At 67.2% G+C, this 22,305-nt stretch carries 21 protein-coding genes; 11 read left to right on the top strand and 10 right to left on the bottom strand.

Annotated features, from left to right (window positions below; translation table 11 throughout):
* Nucleotides 1-121: 121 nt before the first annotated feature.
* Nucleotides 122-1,423 carry a DUF2325 domain-containing protein gene (locus tag K0H49_RS20165; protein WP_219216239.1) on the top strand — a complete coding sequence of 434 codons (1,302 nt, stop codon included), beginning with the start codon at nt 122-124 and terminating at the stop codon, nt 1,421-1,423.
* 35 nt (nt 1,424-1,458) lie between these two features.
* Here the strand turns inward: K0H49_RS20165 and K0H49_RS20160 are convergent, their stop codons facing one another.
* On the bottom strand, nt 1,459-2,955 hold the full coding sequence (locus K0H49_RS20160; RefSeq protein WP_219216237.1) for a benzaldehyde dehydrogenase: 1,497 nt from the start codon (nt 2,953-2,955) through the stop codon (nt 1,459-1,461).
* Nucleotides 2,956-3,243: 288 nt separating this feature from the next.
* Complete coding sequence (glmS, locus tag K0H49_RS20155; protein ID WP_219216236.1) at nt 3,244-5,124, bottom strand: glutamine--fructose-6-phosphate transaminase (isomerizing); 1,881 nt, start codon at nt 5,122-5,124, stop codon at nt 3,244-3,246.
* A gap of 140 nt (nt 5,125-5,264) precedes the next feature.
* Between glmS and K0H49_RS20150 the strand changes: the two genes are divergently transcribed.
* Nucleotides 5,265-5,753: an Lrp/AsnC family transcriptional regulator gene (locus tag K0H49_RS20150; protein WP_219216234.1), complete on the top strand. Its 489-nt coding sequence runs from the start codon at nt 5,265-5,267 to the stop codon at nt 5,751-5,753.
* Nucleotides 5,754-5,802: 49 nt separating this feature from the next.
* Here the strand turns inward: K0H49_RS20150 and glmU are convergent, their stop codons facing one another.
* The 5 genes from glmU to K0H49_RS20125 all read right to left on the bottom strand — a co-directional run bounded on the left by glmU (nt 5,803) and on the right by K0H49_RS20125 (nt 10,888).
* Complete coding sequence (gene glmU, locus K0H49_RS20145) at nt 5,803-7,197, bottom strand: bifunctional UDP-N-acetylglucosamine diphosphorylase/glucosamine-1-phosphate N-acetyltransferase GlmU (RefSeq protein ID WP_257625035.1); 1,395 nt, start codon at nt 7,195-7,197, stop codon at nt 5,803-5,805.
* Nucleotides 7,198-7,269: 72 nt separating this feature from the next.
* Nucleotides 7,270-7,704 carry an acyltransferase gene (locus K0H49_RS20140; protein ID WP_257625034.1) on the bottom strand — a complete coding sequence of 145 codons (435 nt, stop codon included), beginning with the start codon at nt 7,702-7,704 and terminating at the stop codon, nt 7,270-7,272.
* A 179-nt stretch (nt 7,705-7,883) separates the two neighbouring features.
* Entirely contained in the window at nt 7,884-8,675 is a 792-nt protein-coding gene (locus K0H49_RS20135; RefSeq protein WP_219216230.1) for a glycosyltransferase family 2 protein, read from the bottom strand.
* A gap of 60 nt (nt 8,676-8,735) precedes the next feature.
* The gene (locus K0H49_RS20130; protein WP_219216228.1) at nt 8,736-10,010 is read right to left on the bottom strand and encodes a hypothetical protein; all 1,275 of its coding nucleotides are present in this window, start codon (nt 10,008-10,010) and stop codon (nt 8,736-8,738) included.
* A gap of 143 nt (nt 10,011-10,153) precedes the next feature.
* Nucleotides 10,154-10,888 carry a Crp/Fnr family transcriptional regulator gene (locus K0H49_RS20125; protein WP_219216226.1) on the bottom strand — a complete coding sequence of 245 codons (735 nt, stop codon included), beginning with the start codon at nt 10,886-10,888 and terminating at the stop codon, nt 10,154-10,156.
* 129 nt (nt 10,889-11,017) lie between these two features.
* Between K0H49_RS20125 and K0H49_RS20120 the strand changes: the two genes are divergently transcribed.
* On the top strand, nt 11,018-11,425 hold the full coding sequence (locus K0H49_RS20120) for a BLUF domain-containing protein (protein ID WP_219216224.1): 408 nt from the start codon (nt 11,018-11,020) through the stop codon (nt 11,423-11,425).
* Between the two features lie 32 nt (nt 11,426-11,457).
* On the opposite strand, the gene K0H49_RS20115 is transcribed toward K0H49_RS20120, so the two are convergent.
* Complete coding sequence (locus K0H49_RS20115; protein WP_219216222.1) at nt 11,458-11,769, bottom strand: DUF2917 domain-containing protein; 312 nt, start codon at nt 11,767-11,769, stop codon at nt 11,458-11,460.
* 128 nt (nt 11,770-11,897) lie between these two features.
* Between K0H49_RS20115 and K0H49_RS20110 the strand changes: the two genes are divergently transcribed.
* Entirely contained in the window at nt 11,898-12,881 is a 984-nt protein-coding gene (locus K0H49_RS20110; protein WP_219216220.1) for a LysR substrate-binding domain-containing protein, read from the top strand.
* A gap of 312 nt (nt 12,882-13,193) precedes the next feature.
* On the opposite strand, the gene K0H49_RS20105 is transcribed toward K0H49_RS20110, so the two are convergent.
* Nucleotides 13,194-13,823, bottom strand: a complete 630-nt coding sequence (locus K0H49_RS20105; protein ID WP_219216219.1) for a 5-formyltetrahydrofolate cyclo-ligase — start codon at nt 13,821-13,823, stop codon at nt 13,194-13,196.
* Between the two features lie 9 nt (nt 13,824-13,832).
* Between K0H49_RS20105 and K0H49_RS20100 the strand changes: the two genes are divergently transcribed.
* From K0H49_RS20100 to K0H49_RS20085, 4 genes are all read left to right on the top strand, one after another.
* On the top strand, nt 13,833-15,830 hold the full coding sequence (locus tag K0H49_RS20100; RefSeq protein WP_219216217.1) for a lytic transglycosylase domain-containing protein: 1,998 nt from the start codon (nt 13,833-13,835) through the stop codon (nt 15,828-15,830).
* A 16-nt stretch (nt 15,831-15,846) separates the two neighbouring features.
* Nucleotides 15,847-16,503: a mechanosensitive ion channel domain-containing protein gene (locus K0H49_RS20095; protein ID WP_219216215.1), complete on the top strand. Its 657-nt coding sequence runs from the start codon at nt 15,847-15,849 to the stop codon at nt 16,501-16,503.
* Nucleotides 16,504-16,594: 91 nt separating this feature from the next.
* Nucleotides 16,595-17,152, top strand: coding sequence for an MgtC/SapB family protein (locus K0H49_RS20090; RefSeq protein WP_219216214.1), 558 nt, complete (start codon nt 16,595-16,597; stop codon nt 17,150-17,152).
* An 84-nt stretch (nt 17,153-17,236) separates the two neighbouring features.
* A complete protein-coding gene (locus K0H49_RS20085) occupies nt 17,237-17,926 on the top strand; it encodes a glutathione S-transferase family protein (RefSeq protein ID WP_219216212.1) in 690 nt (229 codons plus the stop codon).
* A gap of 70 nt (nt 17,927-17,996) precedes the next feature.
* On the opposite strand, the gene K0H49_RS20080 is transcribed toward K0H49_RS20085, so the two are convergent.
* Nucleotides 17,997-18,722: an OmpW/AlkL family protein gene (locus tag K0H49_RS20080; protein WP_219216210.1), complete on the bottom strand. Its 726-nt coding sequence runs from the start codon at nt 18,720-18,722 to the stop codon at nt 17,997-17,999.
* Between the two features lie 118 nt (nt 18,723-18,840).
* Here K0H49_RS20080 and K0H49_RS20075 point away from each other — a divergent pair, with 118 nt between their 5' ends.
* The 3 genes from K0H49_RS20075 (at nt 18,841) to otsA (ending at nt 22,301) form a co-directional block, all read left to right on the top strand.
* Complete coding sequence (locus K0H49_RS20075; RefSeq protein ID WP_219216208.1) at nt 18,841-20,100, top strand: multifunctional CCA addition/repair protein; 1,260 nt, start codon at nt 18,841-18,843, stop codon at nt 20,098-20,100.
* 63 nt (nt 20,101-20,163) lie between these two features.
* Nucleotides 20,164-20,919 carry a trehalose-phosphatase gene (otsB, locus tag K0H49_RS20070; RefSeq protein ID WP_219216207.1) on the top strand — a complete coding sequence of 252 codons (756 nt, stop codon included), beginning with the start codon at nt 20,164-20,166 and terminating at the stop codon, nt 20,917-20,919.
* Complete coding sequence (gene otsA / locus K0H49_RS20065) at nt 20,916-22,301, top strand: alpha,alpha-trehalose-phosphate synthase (UDP-forming) (RefSeq protein ID WP_219216204.1); 1,386 nt, start codon at nt 20,916-20,918, stop codon at nt 22,299-22,301. Before otsB ends, otsA begins: the two co-directional genes overlap by 4 nt.
* The last annotated feature ends 4 nt before the right edge of the window (nt 22,302-22,305 follow it).

Raw genomic sequence — 22,305 nt, 5'->3', positions numbered from 1 at the left:
GCGTGTCGACCCAGGCGCTCGCGTTGCGTTACGTTATATCCAGTCGTATATTTCGCATCGAGGAGCCGGCACGCCGTGCGCGGTCCCGTCCCCGCGCGCTCGCTGTCCACGAAAGTCCCGCATGACGCCCCCTGTCTTTCGCCCCAAGTACACCTACGCCCTGCATGAAGGCGGATCACATCCCGTGCAGGGGTCCGGACCGGCCGACCCGGTGGAGGCCACGGACGAGGCCGGCAAGGCCGGCCGTGTCCGGCTGGCCGACCTCGACACGCACCTGCACTGCTCGGTGGTCGGTACCTGCCTGACCGACGCGGAACTGCGCAAGGTCGTCGGCGCCTTCGTCGACCTCGGCGATGCCAGCGAACTGCAGGTGCACCACGAGGCGGTGCGGCTCGCGGGCACGCATGCGCAGGCCGCGCGCGCGCTGCACAAGGCGCTGGACCGTCGGTACGACCCCGTGGTCAAGCGCTTTGCCAAGGCCCGGGACGAGCAGGCCATAGAGACGCTGTGGCACGACTGCCTGCGCCGGGGCGAAGTGCCCGGCGCCTACTGGGCGGTGCTGTCGCATCGCCACACCGGCCCTTCGCTGCGCCAGCATGTCTTCGGCGAAGTCCACATGCTGTCGCACCTCATGGGCACCTCGACCCGTACCGACATTCGCCAACGCGTGGCGCTGGAAGCGGACAACGCCACGCTGCGCGCACAACTGGAGCAGTTGCAGGGCCGCTACCACCGGCTGGTGGATTCGCACGATCGGCTGGAACAGGCGCACCAGCTGCTGGCGGTCGCGTCGAAGGACGCGCGCGAACGGCTGGCATCGCTGGCCTCACCGGGTGCGCCCCGCGAGCAGGACGCCAGCTGGGTCGCGCTGCAGACCGAACGACGCGAGCGCGCGGAGTCGACCGCGCTGCACACCGCTGGCGAGAACCAGCGGCTGCGCGAGGACCTCGCGCACATGCACACCGAGCTGCAGCGCCTGGCCGACGAGGTGCAGGCATCGAACACGCAGTGGCATCACCTGCTCGATGCAGACAGCGACACGGCGTCGCCGGTGGTCTCCAGCCTGCGCGGTCTGCGCATCCTCTATGTCGGCGGGCGCCCCAGTTCAGCGGTGGCGATCCGCGAGTTCGTCGAACGCGCAGAGGGAGAGCTGCGCCGGCACGACGGCGGCCTCGAAGATCGCAAGGGCCAGCTCGCATCCGCCATCGCCTGGGCCGACCGCGTGATGTTTCCCGTCGACTGCATCGACCACGATTCGGCGACCAACCTCAAGCACCAGTGCACGCGGCTGGGCATTCCTTTCACGCCGCTGCGCACGGCGAGCATCACGAGCTTCATCGCCGGACTCGCACAGGCCGCCAAGGCCGCCCATGCCGATGCACCGGCCCCGGCGCCTTCGCATTTCTGCCTGCGCCACGGCTGAGGCGTCGGCAGACCCGGGCTGACTCCTTCCGCCGCTCACAGCGGATACATCGGCGCGGTGTCCTTGACCGTCACCCACTGCCACTGGGTGAACTCTTCCCAGTTGGCCGGCCCGCCGATGCTGGTGCCGTTGCCCGATGCGCCGACGCCGCCGAAGGGATTCACCACCTCGTCGTTCACGGTCTGGTCGTTGATGTGCAGCAGCCCCACCCGCAGCTGTTCGCCGATCGCCATGGCGCGCCCGACCGAGCGCGACAGGATGGCGGCCGACAGGCCGAAATCCGTCTGGTTCGCGAGCTTCACGGCTTCTTCGTCGCTGTCGAAGGTGGTGATCGACGCCACCGGCCCGAAGATCTCTTCGTCGAAGGCGGCCATGCCCGGCTTCACGCCGGTCAGCACGGTCGGCTTGAAGAACAATCCTTCGGCCGTTCCGCCCGCCGAGAGCGTGGCGCCCTGCTCCACCGAGCGCTTGACGATGCCGAACGCATGGTCGACCTGGTGCTGGTTGATCAGCGGGCCCAGGGCCACCTGGCCGCTGGCCGGATCGCCCACCGGCAGGTTCCTGGCCTTCTCGCTCATGCGCCGCACGAACTCGTCCGCGATCTTCGAATGCACCAGCACGCGGCCGGCCGACATGCAGATCTGGCCCTGGTGCAGATAGGTCGCCCAGGTCGTGTTCGCGATCGCCAGGTCCATGTCGGCGTCGTCGAGCACGATCAGCGAGTTCTTGCCGCCCAGTTCGAGCGACAGCTTCTTCAGGTGCTCGCCCGCGACCTTGCCCACGCGCCGGCCCGCGGCGGTCGAACCGGTGAACTGGATCATGCCGACGTGCGGGTCCTTGCACAGCGCCTCGCCGGCGTCCCCGGCCCCGGGCAGCACATGCAGGACGCCTGGCGGCAGGCCGGCATCCTCGAACAGGCGCGCGATGCTGAAGCCGCCGCACACGGCGGTCCGCGGATCGGGCTTGAGCACCACCGCATTGCCGATGGCCAGCGCCGGCGCAACCGCGCGCATCGCCAGGTAGAGCGGGAAGTTGAAGGGCGAGATCACGCCGATGACACCGATCGGCCGACGCCGCGCCAGGCTCATGCGACCGGGCTCCGAGGGCAGCACCTGCCCTTGCGCCTGCGACGGCATGGCGCTGGCCTCGTAGAGCGCCTTGATGGTGACCGCGAGTTCGAACTCCGCCTTCGGCCCGATGGAGCCGCTTTCGCGCACCAGCCAGTCGACGATCTCGGCCCGATGGGTTTCGGCCAGCTGGGCCGCCTTGCGCAGCACCGCGGCCCGCTTGTCATAGGCCGTGCCCGCCCACGCGCGCTGCGCGGCCCGCGCGGCAGCGCATGCGGTGGCGATGTCGGTGCCGCTGGCCATCGCCACCGAACCGAGGCGCTTGCCCGTGGCCGGCTCGCGCACGTCGGCGGTCTGGCCCAGCGATGTCCAGCCGTTGCTGAAGGCACGCCCTTCCCAGGTCGCGCTCGCCAGCCACGAAGCTTCGGACGACTGGAGGGCCTGGTGATCGACAGGTGAATTCATGGGGTCCTTCGGATGAGTAGGAGAAGCAGAAATGCCGGTTCGAGCGCTGCCGGTCTGGCAGCGCATTCGCCTTCATGCCCCATCATTCGTCAACCGCGGCCGGCCATGGCTAGGGAATTCACCGGCGCGAAGCGCCCGGATACGTAGTATTCATCCGAACACATCGCAACCAGAGGTGCGGGGATCCGACGTCGACTTCGCCTCGAGCCACGCCATGCGGCGCGCGGCGCGGACCGCGTCGCCGACCCGCATGGCGGCAAAGTGCCACAGCACGCTGTGGCGCGTCGTTCACTCCACCGTCACGCTCTTCGCCAGGTTGCGCGGCTTGTCGACGTCGGTGCCGCGTGCGCAGGCCGTGTGGTACGCCAGCAGCTGCAGCGGCACGACGTGCAGCATCGGGCTGAGCGCACCGTAGTGCTCGGGCATGCGGATCACGTGGATGCCTTCGCTGCTTTCGATGCGTGCATCGCCGTCGGCCAGCACGTAGAGCACGCCGCCGCGGGCGCGCACTTCCTGCAGGTTGCTCTTGAGCTTCTCCAGCAGCGCATCGTTGGGCGCCACCGCAACCACCGGCATCTCGCTGGTCACCAGCGCCAGCGGGCCGTGCTTGAGTTCGCCAGCGGCGTAGGCCTCGGCGTGGATGTAGGTCACTTCCTTGAGCTTGAGCGAGCCTTCGAGCGCGATCGGGTAGTGCAGGCCGCGGCCCAGGAACAGCGCGTTCTCCTTGCGCGCGAAGTCCTCGGCCCAGCTGATGATCTGCGGCTCGAGCGCCAGCACCGACTGCAGCGCGACCGGCAGGTGGCGCATTTCCTTGAGGTAGCGCGCTTCGTCGGTTTCGCTGAGCCGGCCCTTGGCCTGCGCCAGTGCCAGCGTCAGCAGGAACAGGCCCGCAAGCTGCGTCGTGAAGGCCTTGGTCGAGGCCACGCCGATCTCGACGCCGGCGCGCGTGATGTAGGCCAGCTTGCACTCGCGCACCATGGCGCTGGTGGCGACGTTGCAGATGGTCAGCGTGTGTTCCATGCCGAGCGAACGCGCGTGCTTGAGCGCGGCGAGCGTGTCGGCCGTTTCGCCGGACTGGGTGATGGTCACGACCAGGGTCTTCGGGTCGGGCACCGAATCGCGGTAGCGGTATTCGCTGGCGATCTCGACCTGGGTCGGGATCTTGGCGATGCCTTCGAGCCAGTACTTGGCGGTGCAGCCGCTGTAGTAGCTGGTGCCGCAGGCCAGGATCAGCACCTTGTCGATGGCCTGGAACACGCGGTGCGCGCTGGCGCCGGTGGCGCCGTCCTGGCCGACGCCGTCGAACAGCTCGGGCACGATGCCCTGCACACCCTCGAGCGTGTCGCCGATGGCGCGCGGCTGCTCGAAGATTTCCTTCTGCATGTAGTGGCGGTAGGGGCCGAGTTCGGCCGCGCCACTGTGGGCCAGCACCGTGCGCACGGTGCGGCTGACCGGCTTGTGGTCGCGGTCGACGATCCAGTACTTGCCCGGCTGCAGGTCGACCACGTCGCCCTCTTCCAGGTAGACGATCTGGTCGGTCACGCCGGCCAGTGCCATGGCATCGCTGGCCAGGAAGTTCTCGGCGCCGTCGGCGCCCACGCCCAGGATCAGCGGCGAGCCGGCGCGCGCACCGACCACACGGTGCGGCTCGTCGCGGCAGATGGCCGCAATCGCATAGGCGCCGTGCAGTTGGCGCACCGAGGCCTTCACCGCCTCGAACAGATCGCCTTCATAGTGGCTGTCGATCAGGTGCGCGATGACTTCGGTGTCGGTCTGGCTCGAGAACACGTAGCCCTTGGCCTGCAGCGCGGCACGCAGCACTTCATGGTTCTCGATGATGCCGTTGTGCACCAGCGCCACGCGGGGCGCCTTGGCGCTGTCCGCGCTTTCGCCCGGGCCGTAGCTGAAGTGCGGATGGGCGTTGTGCACCACCGGGGCGCCATGGGTGGCCCAACGGGTGTGGGCGATGCCGGTCAGCCCTTCGACATGGTCATCGCGCACCTGGGTGACCAGGTCCGCGACGCGCGAAGTCGTGCGCGTGCGCGTCAGGTTGCCTGCATGAACGGCCACCCCGCAGGAGTCGTAACCACGGTATTCGAGCCGCTGAAGGCCCTGGACCAGGACCGGAACGATGTTGCGATGGGAAGCTGCGCCGACGATGCCGCACATGGGAGGGCCTTTGAATGGAGCTGGAAAGGCCGCGATCGTAGGCTCGCCCTCAAGACATTTGTCGTCAATATTTAGGTAATAATGGAATTAAATTACTAAATGCACCACAAGAGAAATTTAATTTCTCAAAGATCTTGTCAATGGAAGAAATCGATCTCGACCTCATCGACCTGCGGCTGCTCGATGCCCTGCAGCAGGATGCGCTGCAAACCAACCAGCAACTCGCCGCCAGCGTCCACATCTCGCCGCCCACCTGCATGCGCCGCGTCCAGCGCCTGCGCGCCGCCGGCATGATCGAGCGCCAGGTCGCCCTGCTCTCCCCCGATCGGCTCGCGCCCTTGCTGGGCCACGGCCTGCAGGCGCTGACCGAGATCTCGCTGGACCGCCAGGACGCCGCCTCGCTCGATGCCTTCGAGGCGCGCGCGGTCGCCGACGATGCGGTGCAGCAGTGCTGGCGCGTGTCGCCCGGGCCGGACTTCATCCTGGTGGTGATTGCGCGCGACATGCCCGACTACCAGGCGCTGGCGCAACGGCTGTTCAACGCCGACGCCAATGTGCGCAACGTCAAGGCCTTCTTCGCGGTCAAGCGCGCGAAGTTCGATCCGCGCCTGCCGCTGTTCCCCATCTAGGGTCGGCTCAGGCCAGGTCCGGAGCCCCCGGAAACAGGGGCGACGGGTCCTAGCCCCTGGTCTTCAGCGGCCGCTGCCAGTTCGGGAAACTGGTCTGCCGCGCGCGCGCCACGGTCAGCGCCCCGGGCTCGGTGCTCTTGCCGACCGTCGAGCCGGCGCCCACGGTGCCACCGGCGCCGATGGTGACCGGCGCCACCAGCACGCAGTTGCTGCCGATGTGCACGTCGTCGCCCAGCACGGTGCGGTGCTTGTTCGCGCCGTCGTAGTTGGCCGTGATGCTGCCCGCGCCGTAGTTGACGCGCGCGCCCACCGTGGCGTCGCCCAGGTAGGCCAGATGGTTGGCCTTGGCGCCGGCGGCCAGCGTCGAGTTCTTGACCTCGACGAAGTTGCCGATGTGCACCTCGGCGCCCAGCTGCGCCCCGGGACGCAGCCGCGCGAACGGACCGACCCGCGCATCGGGCCCGACGCTCACGCCGGCCTTCTCGCCGTCGATGTGGGTGAAGGGATGGATCACCGCGCCGGCCTCGATGCGGGCGTTGGCGATCACGCAGTGGGCGCCGATGCGCACGCCATCGCCCAGCGACACCGCGCCTTCGAAGATGCAGTTGACGTCGATCTCGACGTCGCCACCGCACTCCAGCGTGCCGCGCAGATCGAAGCGCGCGGGGTCGGCCAGCCGCACGCCGGCGGTCATCAAGGCATCGGCATGGCGCGACTGCAGTACCCGCTCCAGCGCCGCGAGCTGGGCCGGGCTGTTGATGCCGGCCACCTGCGCGGCGTCGTCGATGCGGTGCGCCACCACCGGCACGCCATCGGCGGTCGCGAAGCCGACGATGTCGGTCAGGTAGTACTCGCCCTGCGCGTTGCGGTTGTCCAGGCGCGCCAGCCAGGGCTTGAGCAGCCGCGCCGGCACGGCCATGATGCCGCTGTAGATCTCGCGCACGGCGCGCTGCGCCTCGCTGGCGTCCTTCTGCTCGACGATGGCCAGCACCTGGCCCGAATCGGGCGCGCGGAGGATGCGGCCGTAGCCGGTGGGGTCGTCGAACTCGATGGTCAGCAAGGCCAGGCGTTCGCCGGCGCTGGCCGCAACCAGCGCCTGCAGCGCGGGCTCACCGATCAGGGGAACGTCGCCCGACAGCACCAGCACGATGCCGTCGTCGGGCAGGCAGGGCATGGCCTGCTGAACGGCGTGCCCGGTGCCGAGTTGCGGCATCTGGCGCGCGAAGCGGGGGGCCATGTCTGTGAAATCCGCACCGATGGCGGCCTCGACCGCCTCGGCGCCATGGCCCGTGACGACCACGACATGGCGCGCGCCGATGCGCGCGGCGGTGTCGAGCACCCGAGCCACCAGGGCCCGGCCGCCCAGGCGGTGCAGCACCTTCGGGCGGGTGCTCTTCATGCGTGTGCCCTTGCCGGCGGCCATCACCACGACATCCAGGGCCATGGAAACGCGAGATTCTATGGAGTCCTTCAATTGCACACTCTCGGTCTTTGCCGAGTTCGATGGAGATCGAACTCAGTGAAAAATTCGTTTATACAGGGGTCTGTAGTCAAGAACATCGGAGCGCCGTCCGACGACCCGCGCGGGCACGCCCGCGACGATGGTGTATTCCTCGACATCGCCGGTGACGACAGCGCCCGCTGCGACAACTGCGCCGCGCTTGATATGGCTTCCCGGAAGTATAAGAGCGCGCGCACCGATCCAGGCATGGTCCTCGATGGTCACTGGCGATTCCACGCTTGCAAAGGAAGGAGAATTTACATCATGGGTCGCCGTCAGGATCATCACTTCCGAACTGATCGAGACGTTCGAACCAATCGTCAGGATGCCGCGATTGTCCAGACGGCACTTTTCGTTGATCGTCGAACCACTTCCGATGCTGAAGCGGCTGCGCGTATCGAAGGTTGAACCCAAAAGAATGGATGCATCCGCTTCGATCTTGAATTTCATGACGCCAACGTACCAAGCATGACGGATTGCATGAGATGGAATTCTGTTGATCACGTGATTCGTCGCATAGATCGCGGATTCGGACAGAAGATAACGCAGTTTTTTACGAAACATATTCCAATCTTGTCCTCTGCGCCAAGCTGATGCAGCCAATCTCAACGACACCGAGCGCAGCGGATTCAGCGAAAGATGCGAGCGAAACGGTGACGTGCGTACGGTGCCGTCAGCACCAGGGGCCGAGTCAACAAACGTCCATAAAATCGCGCGCGATTTCCTGGAGGTGCTACACGCCACTTCTCGTTACCGAAATGCTTGCCCCAGCATAGTGCGGTCTCCTCGTGCGCCACATCCTGCATGGTCGAGCTTTTGTTCTCGGCGTGGCAACGGAAGCCACCCAAAAAATCCGGCACGAAATGAAATTTCGCTCCAGAGGCGTAGAGACGGCTGAACCAATCCAGGTCCATGGCAAATCGCAGCGACGTGTCCAGAGGTTCCGCCAAAGCGCCGGTCCGCCAGAACGCCGTTTCACTGTTGACATTGAAACCGTATTGGTGAGGTTGGAATGGAGATCCGCATGCCCAACCGACCACATGTGATTCCGCGTCGAGAAGAAGCCGATCACCATGAATGACATCGACCTCAGGACGAGACCGGAAAACATCCATTACCTTGCGCAGCGCTCCGGGGATGTAGACGTCATCGCTATTGATCCAACCGATGATGTCGCCCTTGACATGCTTCATGCCCTTGTTGATCGCATCGGTCTGCCCGCGATCTTTCTCCGATACCCAGACATCAATGCGATCGGAGTATTTTTCGAGAATCGATACCGTTTCGTCAGTACTTCCGCCGTCCATGACGATCAACTGAAGGCCCTCAATTCCTTGATTCAGGACGGAAAGCAAAGTCTCTTCAATGTATTTTCCTTGATTGTACGAAGGAATAACAATACTTATTTCAGTTTTTTTCATCAGATCAAGCTCCTTTTCGACGACATGAGCAAACAGGAAAGAAATGCAGGCGCTGCGCGATCAAACCGCGAAACGCAAACCTTTCCACCTCGCACACAGCAATGAATATTGGTAAAAAAAATGTGCGGCACACGTGACGACGCCAAACAAGAGCACCGATCTCAGGTCAGAAATCCCGACTGCCGCGAGATATGCCAACTGAGCCGTCACGACGAAAATTATCCCGACGCCCTGTTTTGCAGTCAACCCTCTGACCGACATCGTCAGAAAAGCGAATCCAGCAGCATTCATGAGGATCGAGGATAAAAACATCATCCAAACATAAGGTGTCAGGCTACGATACTTCTCTCCCAGGAAAAGTATCCAATATTCCGGAAAAAGCCATCCGGTCGAAAGAAAAATCGCCATGGTGAACAAATAAACGAAATGCACTCGCATGACCAGAGACGCCAGCTTGGGCCCCTGTGGCGTGCGGGCAATCACCGGAAAAAGCAGGATTCCGGCAACGCGGTCGACGATGGTCAACACGATTGCCAATCGACCAAACGCGCCAATTTCCGCGAGCATTTCCGTGGTGCCGAAAAGTGACACCAAGAAAATCGTCACGGCACCTTGAACTTGAAAATAGATGGCAGAGGGCACAAGCGGCAATGCTATCTTCAAGATCCTGGAATCGATGCCTCTCCGCTGTTCTACAGAAAGGTGTTGATCCTGAATATCTTTTCGAATGAATGTCTTGCGATAAAGAACCGCAACGATGGCCTCAGTTGCGATGACCGCCAAGAACAGTCCGGCAATGGACAGTGCCGAGCTGGGCATGAGCAAGACCATCCCGACGAAAGCGAATCTAACCAGTGCGCCGGCGAACCCGACCTTTGAAATGGTCGCTATATGGCCCAATATCAGAAGCACACCGTTTGCGTAGTGATTTCGGAGCGTGACGAGCAACGCGACCAGCACCATCACCGCCGCCAAGACATTCGCCGGGCTGAACCACCCGTGCTGCGAAAAGCTGTAGGCCACGTACGGCCCGACGATCAGGAAAGCCGCGCCAAGCATCAACCAACGCCGGTGGAATATCTGCTTGCAGACGCCAACGACCCATCGGGGTTCCTTATTTCGCTCGCCGACGATTGGCAATGCACAGTTCGACAACCCTAGATCGGCAATTCCCAGCATCAACTGCATGCAGGTGACGAGGAATGTATAGATCGCGTACTGATCTTTAGGGACCACGTTGACGATCAGCAGGCCCGTGATACCCGCTGCCACAACGCCGAGTGATTCGACCCCGCTGACCATGGCAATTTGGCGTACACGAGACAGCAGGTTCATGGATGCGGGGGAAGAAGTGAATGCGCAGGCGCGCAACTTCGGACCATATCCTAAGGGGCGGGCAAGGTTGTGAGACCGAGACTCACTGACCCCAATTGTCGTGCATTAGTACAGTTTGTAGCCAAAAAGTTTACATCTATCGATCAAATCAGCGGTACACGCCGCAGCGGCCGCTCGAAATAGTCGCCCAGCGTCTCCAGCGCATGCGGCTCGAGGATGCGCAGCCAGTCGGCGTCGAGCTTGTGCAGGCCCAGGCGCTGCAGCCGCCGCAGCGTCTTGTTGGTGTGCACCAGCGACAGGCCCAGCGCGTCGGCGATGTGCTGCTGGTTGAAGGGAAAAGGCACCCAGCCGTCGCGCACCATGCCCAGCCGCTCGGCGCGCCGGTAGAGGTGCATCAGCAGCATCGCCACCCGCTCGCCCGCATTGCGACGGCCGGTGGTCACGAGGTTGTCGTCGATCATCTTCTCCTCGCGGGCCGCGAGCCAGGTGATGTCGTAGCCGATCTTGGGCTGGGCATGGAACACGTCCCAGAGCCGGTCGCGCTCGAACACGCAGAAGCTCGCGTCGGTGGCGGCCTCGACGCCGTGGGTCTGGCCCTCGGCGAACTCGTCCTGCAGCCCGATGAAGTCGCCCGGCAGCAGGAAGCTCAGGATCTGGCGGCGGCCGTCGTTGAGCGTCTTGTAGCGGAAGGCCCAGCCGCTGTAGAGCGTGAACAGTTGCGGGCTGCGCACGTGCTCTTCGATGAGCGCCTGGCCGGCCGCCACCGTGCGGGTGCCGACGCGGAACTTCTCGATGGTGCGCAGCTCCTCCGGCGAGGCTTGCAGAAAAGCCGGATTGCTCCGCAGCGCACAGGCCTCGCAAGGCCTTTCGCTGCGCATGGGCGGGGGCGCGGACGGCGCATTTTGATCAAATTTCACGCACTGACTATAGGCGCGCGGCCTGTGTCTTTTGACATTTCATTGCGCGGCCCGGCTGCCTACACTCCGCACGCCCTGCGCATCCCCCCTATGTCCACGAACGAACCGCTTCTCCACGAACTCCTCTACTGCAGCGTCCTCGCGCCGAACCAATTGCCGACCGTGGTGGGCCAGATCGTGGCGCAGGCCCGCGCGCGCAACACGGAACGGGGTCTGACCGGCCTGCTGGTGTTCGACGGCCTTCATTTCTGCCAGCACATCGAGGGGCCGCGCGACGCGGTCCTGAAGCTGCTCGACAGCCTGCGGCGGGATGGTCGCCACACCGATCTGCGGGTGGTCTACGAGGGCTCGCGCACCGAACGCCGCTATCGGCGCTTCGACCTGGGCTTTGCGCAGAGCGACGCCGACGACGACATGGCGGGCATCCAGGCCCTCGAGGGGAGCGCCGCGCTGCAGCGCTTTCTGGCGCTCAAGCCGGGCTTCGACATCCACGGTTGACGAGACGCCGCGTCAGGCGGCGCCCCGGGGTGTCAGACGGCGTCCCAGCTGTAGGTGGCGCCGAAGCCGTCCCACGGCTCCATCACCACGCGCTGGCCCGCCGCCACCCGCAGCGTCTCGCCGGGCGCCAGCACCAGATCCTCGGTGGCCTGCTGGCGCGTCGCGTCGCGCGTGACCCAGATCCGGCCCTGGCGCACGCTCAGCACGCTGTCGCCCTGCGCCTTGAGGCTCAAGGCCTGGCCGGGAGCCAGTTGCCAGGCGCCCCGGCGCACGGCGGGTGGCACGGCGACCTGGGACGGCAAGGACAGGGAAGAGAGCGATGGCGAGGTGCAGACGGCGGACATGGTGGACTCCTGGGGGGCGATTTCTCCAAGGCGCAGATTGCGCGCTTCGGGAATGAATCATCTGCCTCCCGGCATTGGCGGTCCAATGAAATGGAAGTACGCTACTGATTCCCAGACCGCATCAATCCATGCAGCACTCCCAGACCCATCTGCGCACCCGGCCGATCTCCGCGGGCCACCTGCGCGCCTTCGAGGCGGTGGCGCGCCATCTGAATTTCCGCGCCGCCGCCGAGGAGATGGCGCTGACGCAATCGGCCGTCAGCCGGCAGATCCAGACGATGGAAGAAGAAGTGGGCGTGGCGCTGTTCCTGCGCCACACGCGGGCGGTCGAACTGACCGGCGCCGGGGCGCAGCTGCTGCTGGCGGTGCAGCAGTCGCTGCCGCGCATCGACGGTGCGGTGCGTCAGATCCGGCAGAGCGCGGGGCGCAAGAGCGTGTCGCTCACCACCTTTGCGTCTTTTGCATCCATGTGGCTGATCCCGCGGCTCGAGGCCTTCCAGCGCGACAACCCGGAAATCGACATCCGCATCGACGCCAGCGACACCGCGGTCGACCTCGACGTGGCCGACGTCGACATGGCGCTGCGCTACGCGCCGCCCGAGAACATGCCGCGCGAGGCGATCCGCCTGTTCGGCGAGACGTTGACGCCGGTGGCCAGCCCCTGGCTCATCAAGAGCCGCCCGCCCATCAAGTCGCCGGCCGACCTGGCCGGCTTCACGCTGATCGAGGCGGGCGATGCGCACCGCTCGCACCTCGAATGGCTCACCTGGCGGCGCTGGTTCGAGGAAAACGGCCAGAGCCGCGCCCAGCCCAAGCGCTGGCTCTACTTCAACTACGCCTACCAGATGGTCCAGGCCGCGCTGACCGGCCAGGGCGTGGTGCTGGCCCGCAGTTCGCTGATCGCCGAAAGCCTGGCCAACGGCGACCTGGTGGAGGTGCTGCCCCAGCACCGGCTGGACTCCCCCATGGCCTACTGGCTCATGGTCGGCCCGCGCAACGCGCTGCGCCCCGAGATCACGGCCTTCTGCGACTGGCTGCAGCAACAGGCGGCCACCACCCGCGCCACCATCGGCGAAGTGCCGGACCCCGACACCATCGACTACCTGGACTGAGGCCTCGGCGTTTCAGGCCAGGGACACCGCGGAACCGGCTTTGCCGGCCGTCGGTGTCGCCCCCGGACGGGGGAAGGCGAAGCGACACGCAGTGCGCGAGCCCTCGGGGGGGAGCCCAGTGCTACCGCGGAACCGGCTTTGCCGGGCCGCCGGTGTCGCCCCCGGAAGGGGGAAGTCGAAGCGACACGCAGTGCGCGAGCCCTCGGGGGCGAGTCACGTGCTACCGCGGAACCGGCTTTGCCGGGCCGCCGGTGTCGCCCCCGGACGGGGGAAGGCGAAGCGACACGCAGTGCGCGAGCCCTCGGGGGCGAGTCAGCTGATCGGCCAGACCACGCCGTTGTCGTTGAGGATCGCGTCGAGCGGCACATCGTGCGCCTCCGGCTCGAGGTTCTCCAGGAAGCCGTCGGTGAAGCCCAACCCCACGGTGAAGGGCCGCGGCTCGAGCGAGGCCAGCGTGCGGTCGTAGAAACCGCCGCCGTAACCCAGCCGGTAACCGCCAGCGCTGTAGCCCAGGCAGGGCACGAACAGCAGCGTCGGCACGATCAGCTCGGTGTCCTTGGGCTTGGGGATGTCGTAGGCATCGTTCTCCATCGGGCAGCCCGGGTACCAGGAATGGAAGGTCAGCGTCTTGTGGTCGCGGTTGACCACCGGCAGGCCGATGCGGCGCCGGTGCGGCTCGTCGATCAGTTCGCCGTCCTCTTTCCAGCGGTGCAGTGCCGGCAAGGGGTCGAATTCGCCCTTGATCGGCCAGTAGGCGCCGATCACGGTATCGGGCCGTCCGACCAGCCAGATCCGCATCACGCGCTGCAAAAGATCGGAGCGCTGTAGGCGGTCCGGCATCCCCAGGCGTTGCTCGATCAGCGCGGCTCGCAGCTGCGCTTTGAGAAAAGCAGCCGTTTCCTTGCGGCCTTCCGCCGCGTTTCCATCGTGTGCCTTGTCCATAATCCCCCGATGCAAGTTCCTGGCATTCTGGCACCCCGGCGCCACCTCCTCGGTGCATTCGCTCTCGCGATCGCATCCATTCTCCAACCTGCGTGCGCGCAGAACGCCAACGACGACGTCCTCGTCCAGATGAAACAGGCGTTCCAGCGCAGCGACAAGGCCCGCCTCGCGGCCCTGTTGCCGCAGGCCCGCGGCCACGCGCTCGAACCCTGGGCCGCCTACTGGGAGCTCAAGGCACGGCTGGACGACGCCAGCCCGCAAGAGGTGCAGGATTTCCTCTCGCGCTACGCGGGCAGCTACCAGGAAGACCGCCTGCGCAACGACTGGCTGCTGCTGCTGGGCAAGCGCCGCGACTGGGACAGCTTCGCGCCGATGTACGCGGGCTTCCGCATGCGCGACGACGTGCAGGTGCGCTGCTATGCGGCGCTGGCCGACATGCAGCGCACGGGCGGCGTCACCAAGGCCCAGGTCGAAGAGGTGCGCGAGGGCTGGTTGCGCCAGCGCGACGCCGACGACGGCTGCCTGACCGCCGCCGGTCAGTTGCTGGCCGCGCGCCAGCTTTCGCCCGACGTCGTCTGGAAGAAGGCGCGGCTGGCCATCGAGGCCAACCGCCCGCAGGCGGCGCGCGATGCCATCGGGCTGGTCGAGCCCGAGGCGCTGCCGATGTTCGCGCAGGTCAACGCCAGCGCGCCCAAGTTCCTGGCCAGCGCCGTGATGGCCGCCTCCAAGGCCCGCAAGGAAATGGTGGTGCTGGCGCTCGTCAAGACCGCCATCGCCGATCCCGACGTGGCCGCCACCCAGCTCGAAGGCAAGTGGAGCCCGATGCTCAGCGCCGAGGAGCGCAACTGGGTCTGGGGCGCGATCGGCCGGCAGTCGGCCGGCAAGCTGTCGCTGCAGGCCAGTGCCTATTTCGCCAACGTGACGAAGAACAGCGACCTGTCCGACGACATGCTCGGCTGGAAGGTGCGCGCCGCGCTGCGCACCGGCCAGTGGAAGGACGTGAACGCCTCGGTCACGGCCATGAGCGAGGCCGCCCAGGCAGACCCGACCTGGGTCTACTGGCGCGCCCGCGCGCTCAACGCGATGGGCGGCGAGGAGCGCAAGGCGCAGGCCCGCACGCTGCTCGAGACCATCGCCGGCACGCGCGGCTTCTACGAACTGCTGGCGCTGGAAGACCTGGGCCAGCGCGCCGTGGTGCCGACCAAGCCGGCCCCGCTGACCGCCGAGGAAAAGCAGGCCGCGCGCAACAACCCCTCGCTGGCCCGCGGGCTCTACGCGATCGCGATCGGCCTGCGGCCCGAAGGCGTGCGCGAGTGGAACTACGCCACCAACCTGCACGACGCCGGCGGCCTGGGCGACCGCGAGCTGCTGGCCGCGGCCGACCTGGCCTGCCAGCGCGAAGTCTGGGACCGCTGCATCAACACCAGCGAGCGCACCAAGGGTGCGATCGACATCGACCAGCGCTTCCCCATGCCCTTCCACGACACGGTGCTGCGCAAGAGCCAGGACATCGGCCTCGACCCGGCCTACGTCTACGGCCTGATCCGCCAGGAAAGCCGCTTCATCATGGACGCGCGCTCGGGCGTCGGCGCCTCGGGCCTGATGCAGGTGATGCCGGCCACCGCCAAGTGGACCGCCAACAAGATCGGCCTGGCCGGCTTCACGCCCAACCAGATCAACGACCGCGAGACCAACATCACGATCGGCACCGCCTACCTCAAGCTGGCGCTCGACGATTTCGACGGCTCGATGGCGCTGGCCGCCGCGGCCTACAACGCCGGCCCGGGCCGGCCACGCAACTGGCGCAACGGGCCGGTGCTCGACGCCGCCATCTGGGCCGAGAACGTGCCCTTCGCGGAGACGCGCGACTACGTGAAGAAGGTGCTGGCCAACACCACCAACTACGCCGCCATCATCAGCGGCCAGCCGCAGTCGCTCAAGAGCCGCCTGGGCCGTGTGGGCCCGCGCAACGCCGGCGAGCCCGACCCCAGCAAGGACCTGCCCTGAGCGCCGCGCCGACGACATGAACCGATCGCTGCAGAACCTGCGGGCCAGCCTGCCCGAGTGGGTGCTCGAATGGCTCGAGCTCATCGTCCCCACCGTGCAGATCGTGCTGATCCTGCTGGGCGCCTGGCTGCTCTACCGCATCGTCCGGCGCCTGATCCTGCGGGTCGCGACCGGCTATGCGCTGCCCACCCAGGTGGCCATGGCCTCGCGCCGGGTCGCGGGCTTCCTGATCTACGGCGGTGCCATCCTCTGGAGCCTGGGACGCATCGGCGTCTCGGGCACGGTGCTCTGGACCGCCTTCACCGGCTTCGCGGCCGTCGGCGCGGTGGCCTTCTTCGCGGCCTGGAGCGTGCTGTCGAACATCTTCTGCGCATTGTTGATCTTCATGACGCGGATGTTCCGGCTCGACGATGTGGTGGAGGTGCTCGAGAACGGCGAGAAGCCCGGCCTGCGCGGCCGCGTGCTGGACATCAACCTGGTCTACACCACGCTCGAGGAAAGCGGCAGCGCCGAGGCCGGCACCACGCTGAAGATCCCCAACAGCATGTTCTTCCAGCGCGCCGTGCGCCGCTGGCACGGGCATCTGCCGGGACTGCCGGTGCACGTCGGCATCACCGCGCATCACGAGGCACCGCCCCCCGTGGCGGCCTCGCCGACCGGCGCGCGCATCTGAGCGGTCGCGCCGAACAGGGCGCCAGCCTACAGGCCGAGGCGCCCCGTCGCGCGACACTCGCGGGCTTCTCAACTGCCCGATACGCACGACCATGGACTGGTGGAACGACGTCACTGCGGTGATCGCCTCGGAGTTCTCCGATGTCCCCGACCTCGCGCAATTCGTGCGCATCCTCGTGCGGCTGCTGCTCGCCTCCGTGCTCGGCTTCATGCTGGGCTTCGAGCGCGAGCAGCACGGCAAGGCCGCGGGCGTGCGCACCCACATGCTGGTGGCCATCGGCTCGGCGATGTTCGTGCTGATCCCGCAGCAGACCGGCATTCTGCCGGCCGACATGAGCCGCGTCATCCAGGGGCTGGTGGCGGGCGTGGGCTTCCTCTGCGCCGGCACCATCCTCAAGTCGGGCCGCGACGAACAGCAGGTGCAGGGCCTGACCACCGCGGCCGGCCTCTGGCTGACCGCAGCCATCGGCATGGCCTGCGGCCTGGGACGCGAGGTGACGGCGGTGCTGAGCACGCTGCTCGCCCTGGTCGTGCTGGGCCTGGTGCCGCGCATCGTGACCCTGCTGGGCCGCGTGCCGGGCTTCCGGCCCGCCACCGCGCTGTCGCAGACCCTGCTCTCGAAGGACCCCGGACCGCCGCCGCCACGCTGAACGCATCAGTGGCGCCGCGCTTGGGCATCAATCGGCGGCCGCGGCGGCGCTAGCATGGTGTCTTTTGGTCGCGGAAGAATCGCCATGCTCCAGCTCTACATCGGCAACAAGAACTACTCCTCGTGGTCCATGCGCCCCTGGGTGCTGATGACCCAGGCCGGCATTCCCTTCGAGGAGGTGATGGTCCGCTTCGGCGACGATTTCTCCGAGCCCGATTCGCAGTTCAGGAAGACCGTGCAGCCGCTCAATCCCGCGGGCACCGTGCCTTTCCTGGTCGACGGCGAGATCGTGGTGTCCGACACCCTGGCCATCGCCGAGTACCTGGCCGAATCCTTCCCCGAGAGGGCGCTGTGGCCGGCGGACAAGGCGCGGCGGGCCGAAGCGCGCAGCGCCTGCGCCGAGATGCATGCGGGCTTCCGCGCCATCCGCAACCATTGCGGCATGAACGTCGAGGCCGACCTGGCATCGCAGGGCCGGCTGCTGATGCGCGACCGCGCCGACGTGCGCGGCGAACTGGCGCGGCTGGTGCAACTGTGGGGCGGCCTGCTGGCCCGCCATGGCGGGCCGATGCTGTTCGGCGACTTCAGCATCGCCGACGCCTACTACGCGCCCATGGCTTCGCGCCTGAAGACCTACGCGCTGCCGGTGCCGCCCGAGGTCGCGGCCTATGTCGCGCGCGTGCATGCGCTGCCTGGCGTCAAGACCTGGACCGACGCGGCGCTCGAAGAGCACGCCTTCGTGGTGGTCGACGAGCCCTACCGCCTGCGCGACTGAACAACGGCCGCGTGCCACGAAAAACGCCGCGCGATGCGCGGCGTTTTTTCGTGTGTGACAGCAATGACGATCAGAAACGGTAGGTGGCCGACAGGTAGGTCACGATCGGGTCCAGCTTCAGGCGAGCCTCGCTGGTCGCCACGGTGGTCCCGCCGAGGGTGCGCGTGGTGAGCTTGGCGGTGGTCTTGAGCGGGATGTACGAGACCGAGAAGGACACGCCCCAGTGCTTGTCGAACTGCCAGGCCGCGCCGAGGTTGAACACCGGCGCGAAGGACTTGTCGAGCTTGGCGCTGGTGCTGGTGGCGCCTGGCGGCAGGCCCAGGCGACCGCCCAGCGCACCCTGCAGGCCCGGGGTCAGGCTGACGTCGCTGTACCAGACGTAGGTCGCGCCCACGCCCAGGAAGGGACGGAAGGCATCGTTGCCGTTGCCGAAGTAGTACTTGGCCAGCAGCGTCGGACTCCATTGCTTGGCCTCGCCCAATTTGCCGATGGGTGCCAGCGAGCCTTCCCCCTGCAGGTTGAACTTCGGCGGCACGCCGAACACGCCCTCGACGGCCCAGCGGCTGTCGATGAAATACACCGCGCTCAGGCCCAGGGTGTTCGAGCTGTCCACGCCGGAGCCGGAGCCCGGCACGACCGCGTTGATCGGCGAGGTGAAGGTCAGCGGCTTGCTCGAATCCTGGGGCGCGAGATGAATCCAGCCCGCGCCGAGCACCCAGTCGCCCGCGTTCTGGGCCAGGGCACTGCCCGATCCCAGAACGGCCAGGGCCGTGAGGGCATACATTGTTTTCTTCATTTGACGAAAGCCTCCATGGATTGCCGCCGGCACGCCGCGGGGGGTCCGCTGACCGGCTCCGGCAGCTTAACGAACGATCGTGCTTTTTTCACCAAGGGATTCTCCCTACACTTGACCCATGAAGACTTTCCTCGTCGGCGGCGCGATCCGCGATGCGCTGCTGGGCCGCTCCGGGAGCGACCGTGACTGGGTGGTGGTGGGTGCCACGCCCGAACAGATGGGCGCACTCGGCTACCTGCCCGTGGGGCGCGATTTCCCGGTGTTCCTGCATCCGCGCACGCGCGAGGAGTACGCGCTGGCCCGCACCGAACGCAAGAGCGCGCCGGGCTACCGCGGCTTCGTGGTGCATGCGTCGCCCGACGTCACGCTCGAGCAGGACCTGGCGCGGCGCGACCTCACGGTCAACGCGATCGCGCTGCCGGCGGAACGCGCAGGCGCCGCCGCACCCGAGGCGGCGGACCTCGTCGACCCCTTCCATGGCCAGCGGGATCTCAAGGACAAGGTGCTGCGCCATGTCACCGACGCCTTCCGCGAAGACCCGGTGCGCATCCTGCGCGTGGCGCGCTTCGCGGCCCGCTTCGCCGATTTCGGGATCGCACCGGAAACCCTGGGGCTGATGCGCGAGATGGTGGCCGCCGGCGAGGTCGACGCGCTGGTGCCCGAGCGCGTCTGGCAGGAGCTGTCGCGCGGCCTGATGGAAGCCAAGCCCTCGCGCATGTTCGAGGTGCTGCGCGACTGCGGCGCCCTGGCCGTGCTGCTGCCCGAGGTGGACCGCCTCTGGGGCGTGCCGCAGCCGGAGGCGCACCACCCCGAGATCGACACCGGCGTGCACCTGATGCTGGTGCTCGACATGGCGGCACAGCTGGAAGCGCCCCTGCCGGTGCGCTTCGCCTGCCTGGTGCACGACCTGGGCAAGGGCACGACGCGGGCCGACGTGCTGCCGCGCCACATCGGCCATGAGCAGCGCAGCGTCAAGCTGCTGCAGGCGGTGTGCGAACGCTGGCGTGTGCCGGTCGAGTTGCGCGAGCTGGCCGAGGTGGTGGCGCGCGAGCACGGCAACATCCACCGCAGCGCCGAACTGGGCGCCGCGGCGCTGATGCGGCTGCTGGAGCGCTGCGACGCGCTGCGCAAGCCGCAGCGCTTCACGCAGGTGCTGCAGGCCTGCGAATGCGACGCGCGCGGCCGGCTGGGCTTCGAGGAACGCGCCTACCCCCAGCGCGACCGCCTGCAGGCCGCACTGGACGCCGCACTGGCGGTGGCCACGCGCCCGATCGCGCAGGCTGCGGCGGCGGCCGGCGCCACCGGGCCGGCGATCGGCGAGGCGGTGGCACGTGCGCGCACGGCCGCCGTCGCCGCCTGGCTCCAGACTTCGGGCTGAACGCAAGGGTCGCGGCTTTGGCCGACGCGGCACGGCACGGCGCGCTGCTAAGGTGACAGACCGATGCAGACGCCTCCAAGACTCACCCCCGACGCCGCCCTCTTCCTCGACTTCGACGGGACCCTCGTGGCCCTCGCCGAAACGCCGGAGGCCATCGAAGTCCCACCCGCCCTCGTCGCCCTGCTGACCGATCTGCACGAACTGCTGGGCGGCGCACTGGCCATCGTGTCGGGCCGGCAGATCGACGCGATCGACCGTTTCCTCGCACCGCTGCGCCTGCCGGCCGCCGGCGAGCACGGCGTGCAGCGCCGCGATGCCGAAGGCCACATGCAGGAGCAGCGCGCGCCCGACCTGGGCTTCGTGCTCGAGGCCTGCAACGAGCTCGCGGGCGCCCATCCCGGCCTGCTGGTGGAGCGCAAGCATGCGGCGATCGCGCTGCACTACCGCATGGCGCCCGACCTGGAAGCCATCTGCCGCGAGGCCATGGTCCGTGTGCTCGATGGCCAGCCGCAGCTGGAACTGCTGCACGGCAAGTTCGTGTTCGAGGTCAAGCCGGCGGGCATCAACAAGGGCATCGCCATCGACGCCTTCCTGCACGAGGCCCCCTTCGCCGGCCGGGTGCCGGTCTTTGCGGGCGACGACACCACCGACGAGAGCGGCTTCGCCGTCGTGCAGCCGCGCGGCGGCATCGCGATCAAGGTCGGCTCCGGGCCCACGCAGGCGCTGCACCGGCTCGACTCAACGCTGGCGGTCTACGAGTGGCTTCTCGAGGCGCGCGACCTGCTCGCCAACGGGCCGCGCCCGGAGGTCAAGCTATGAGCCGCCTGGTCGTGATCTCCAACCGCGTGGCCGACCCGCGCAAGCCCGCTGCCGGCGGCCTGGCGGTGGCGCTGGGCGAATCGCTGCAGCAGACCGGCGGCCTGTGGTTCGGCTGGAGCGGCACCATCGTCGAGGACGGACCGACCGGCGAAGGCGAACTGCACAAGCAGCAGGCCGGCAAGGTCACGCTGGCCACCATCGACCTGAGCCGCGAGGACCACGACAGCTACTACGCGGGCTACAGCAACGACGTGCTGTGGCCGGTGTTCCACAACCGCCTCGACCTGGCCAATTTCGACGCTGGCTTCATCGGCGGCTACCGCCGCGTGAACCAGCTGTTCGCCCGCAAGCTGATGCCGCTGCTCAAGGAAGACGACATCATCTGGGTGCACGACTATCACCTGATCCCGCTGGCCGCCGAACTGCGCGCCATGGGCTGCAGGCAGCGCATCGGCTTCTTCCTGCACATCCCGCTGCCGCCGCAGATCATCATGGCGGCGATCCCGCAGCACGAATGGCTTGCGCGTTCGCTGTTCGCCTACGACCTGATCGGCTTCCAGTCCAACCAGGACGTGCAGCATTTCGCGCACTACGTGCAGAACGAGGCCCGCGGCGAGGCGCTGGGCGACGACATGTACCGCGCCTACGGCCAGACCGTGCGCTGCACCGCCTTCCCGATCGGCATCGACGTCGACGAATTCGCGGCGCTCACGCACGCCAAGGAATCGCGCGACATGTACGACACCATGAAGCGCGAGTACGCGAGCCGCCGCCTGCTGCTGGGCATCGACCGGCTGGACTACTCCAAGGGCATTCCGCACCGGGTGCGCGCCTTCCGCGAGCTGCTGGCCAACTATCCCGAGAACCGCCGCAGCGCCACGCTGATCCAGATCGCGTCGCCCACGCGCGAATCGGTCGACGCCTATGCCGACATCCGGCGCGAGCTCGAGTCGCTGTGCGGCGCCATCAACGGCGACTACGGCGAGCTCGACTGGATGCCGGTGCGCTATATCCACCGCATGGTCGCGCGCAAGCGCGTCCCGGGCCTGTGCCGCGCCGCGGCCGTGGGCCTGGTGACGCCGCTGCGCGACGGCATGAACCTGGTGGCCAAGGAGTACGTGGCGGCACAGGACCCGGCCGATCCGGGCGTGCTGGTGCTGTCGCGCTTCGCGGGCGCGGCCGAGCAGCTGAAGGAAGCGCTGCTGGTCAACCCCTACGATGTGCACGGCACGGCCGAGACCGTGCAGCAGGCGCTGCAGATGCCGCTGGAAGAGCGGCGCGCACGCCATCAGAAGCTGCTGCAGCGCATCCGCGAGCACGACGTGCACTGGTGGCGCCGCACCTTCCTCGACACGCTCGGCGCCATGCCCCAGGTGCGCTGAACGC

The sequence above is a fragment of the Variovorax boronicumulans genome, from assembly GCF_019352895.1.
Taxonomy (GTDB): Bacteria; Pseudomonadota; Gammaproteobacteria; order Burkholderiales; family Burkholderiaceae_C; genus Variovorax; species Variovorax boronicumulans_A.
This window is presented reverse-complemented; position numbering and strand designations above follow the sequence as displayed.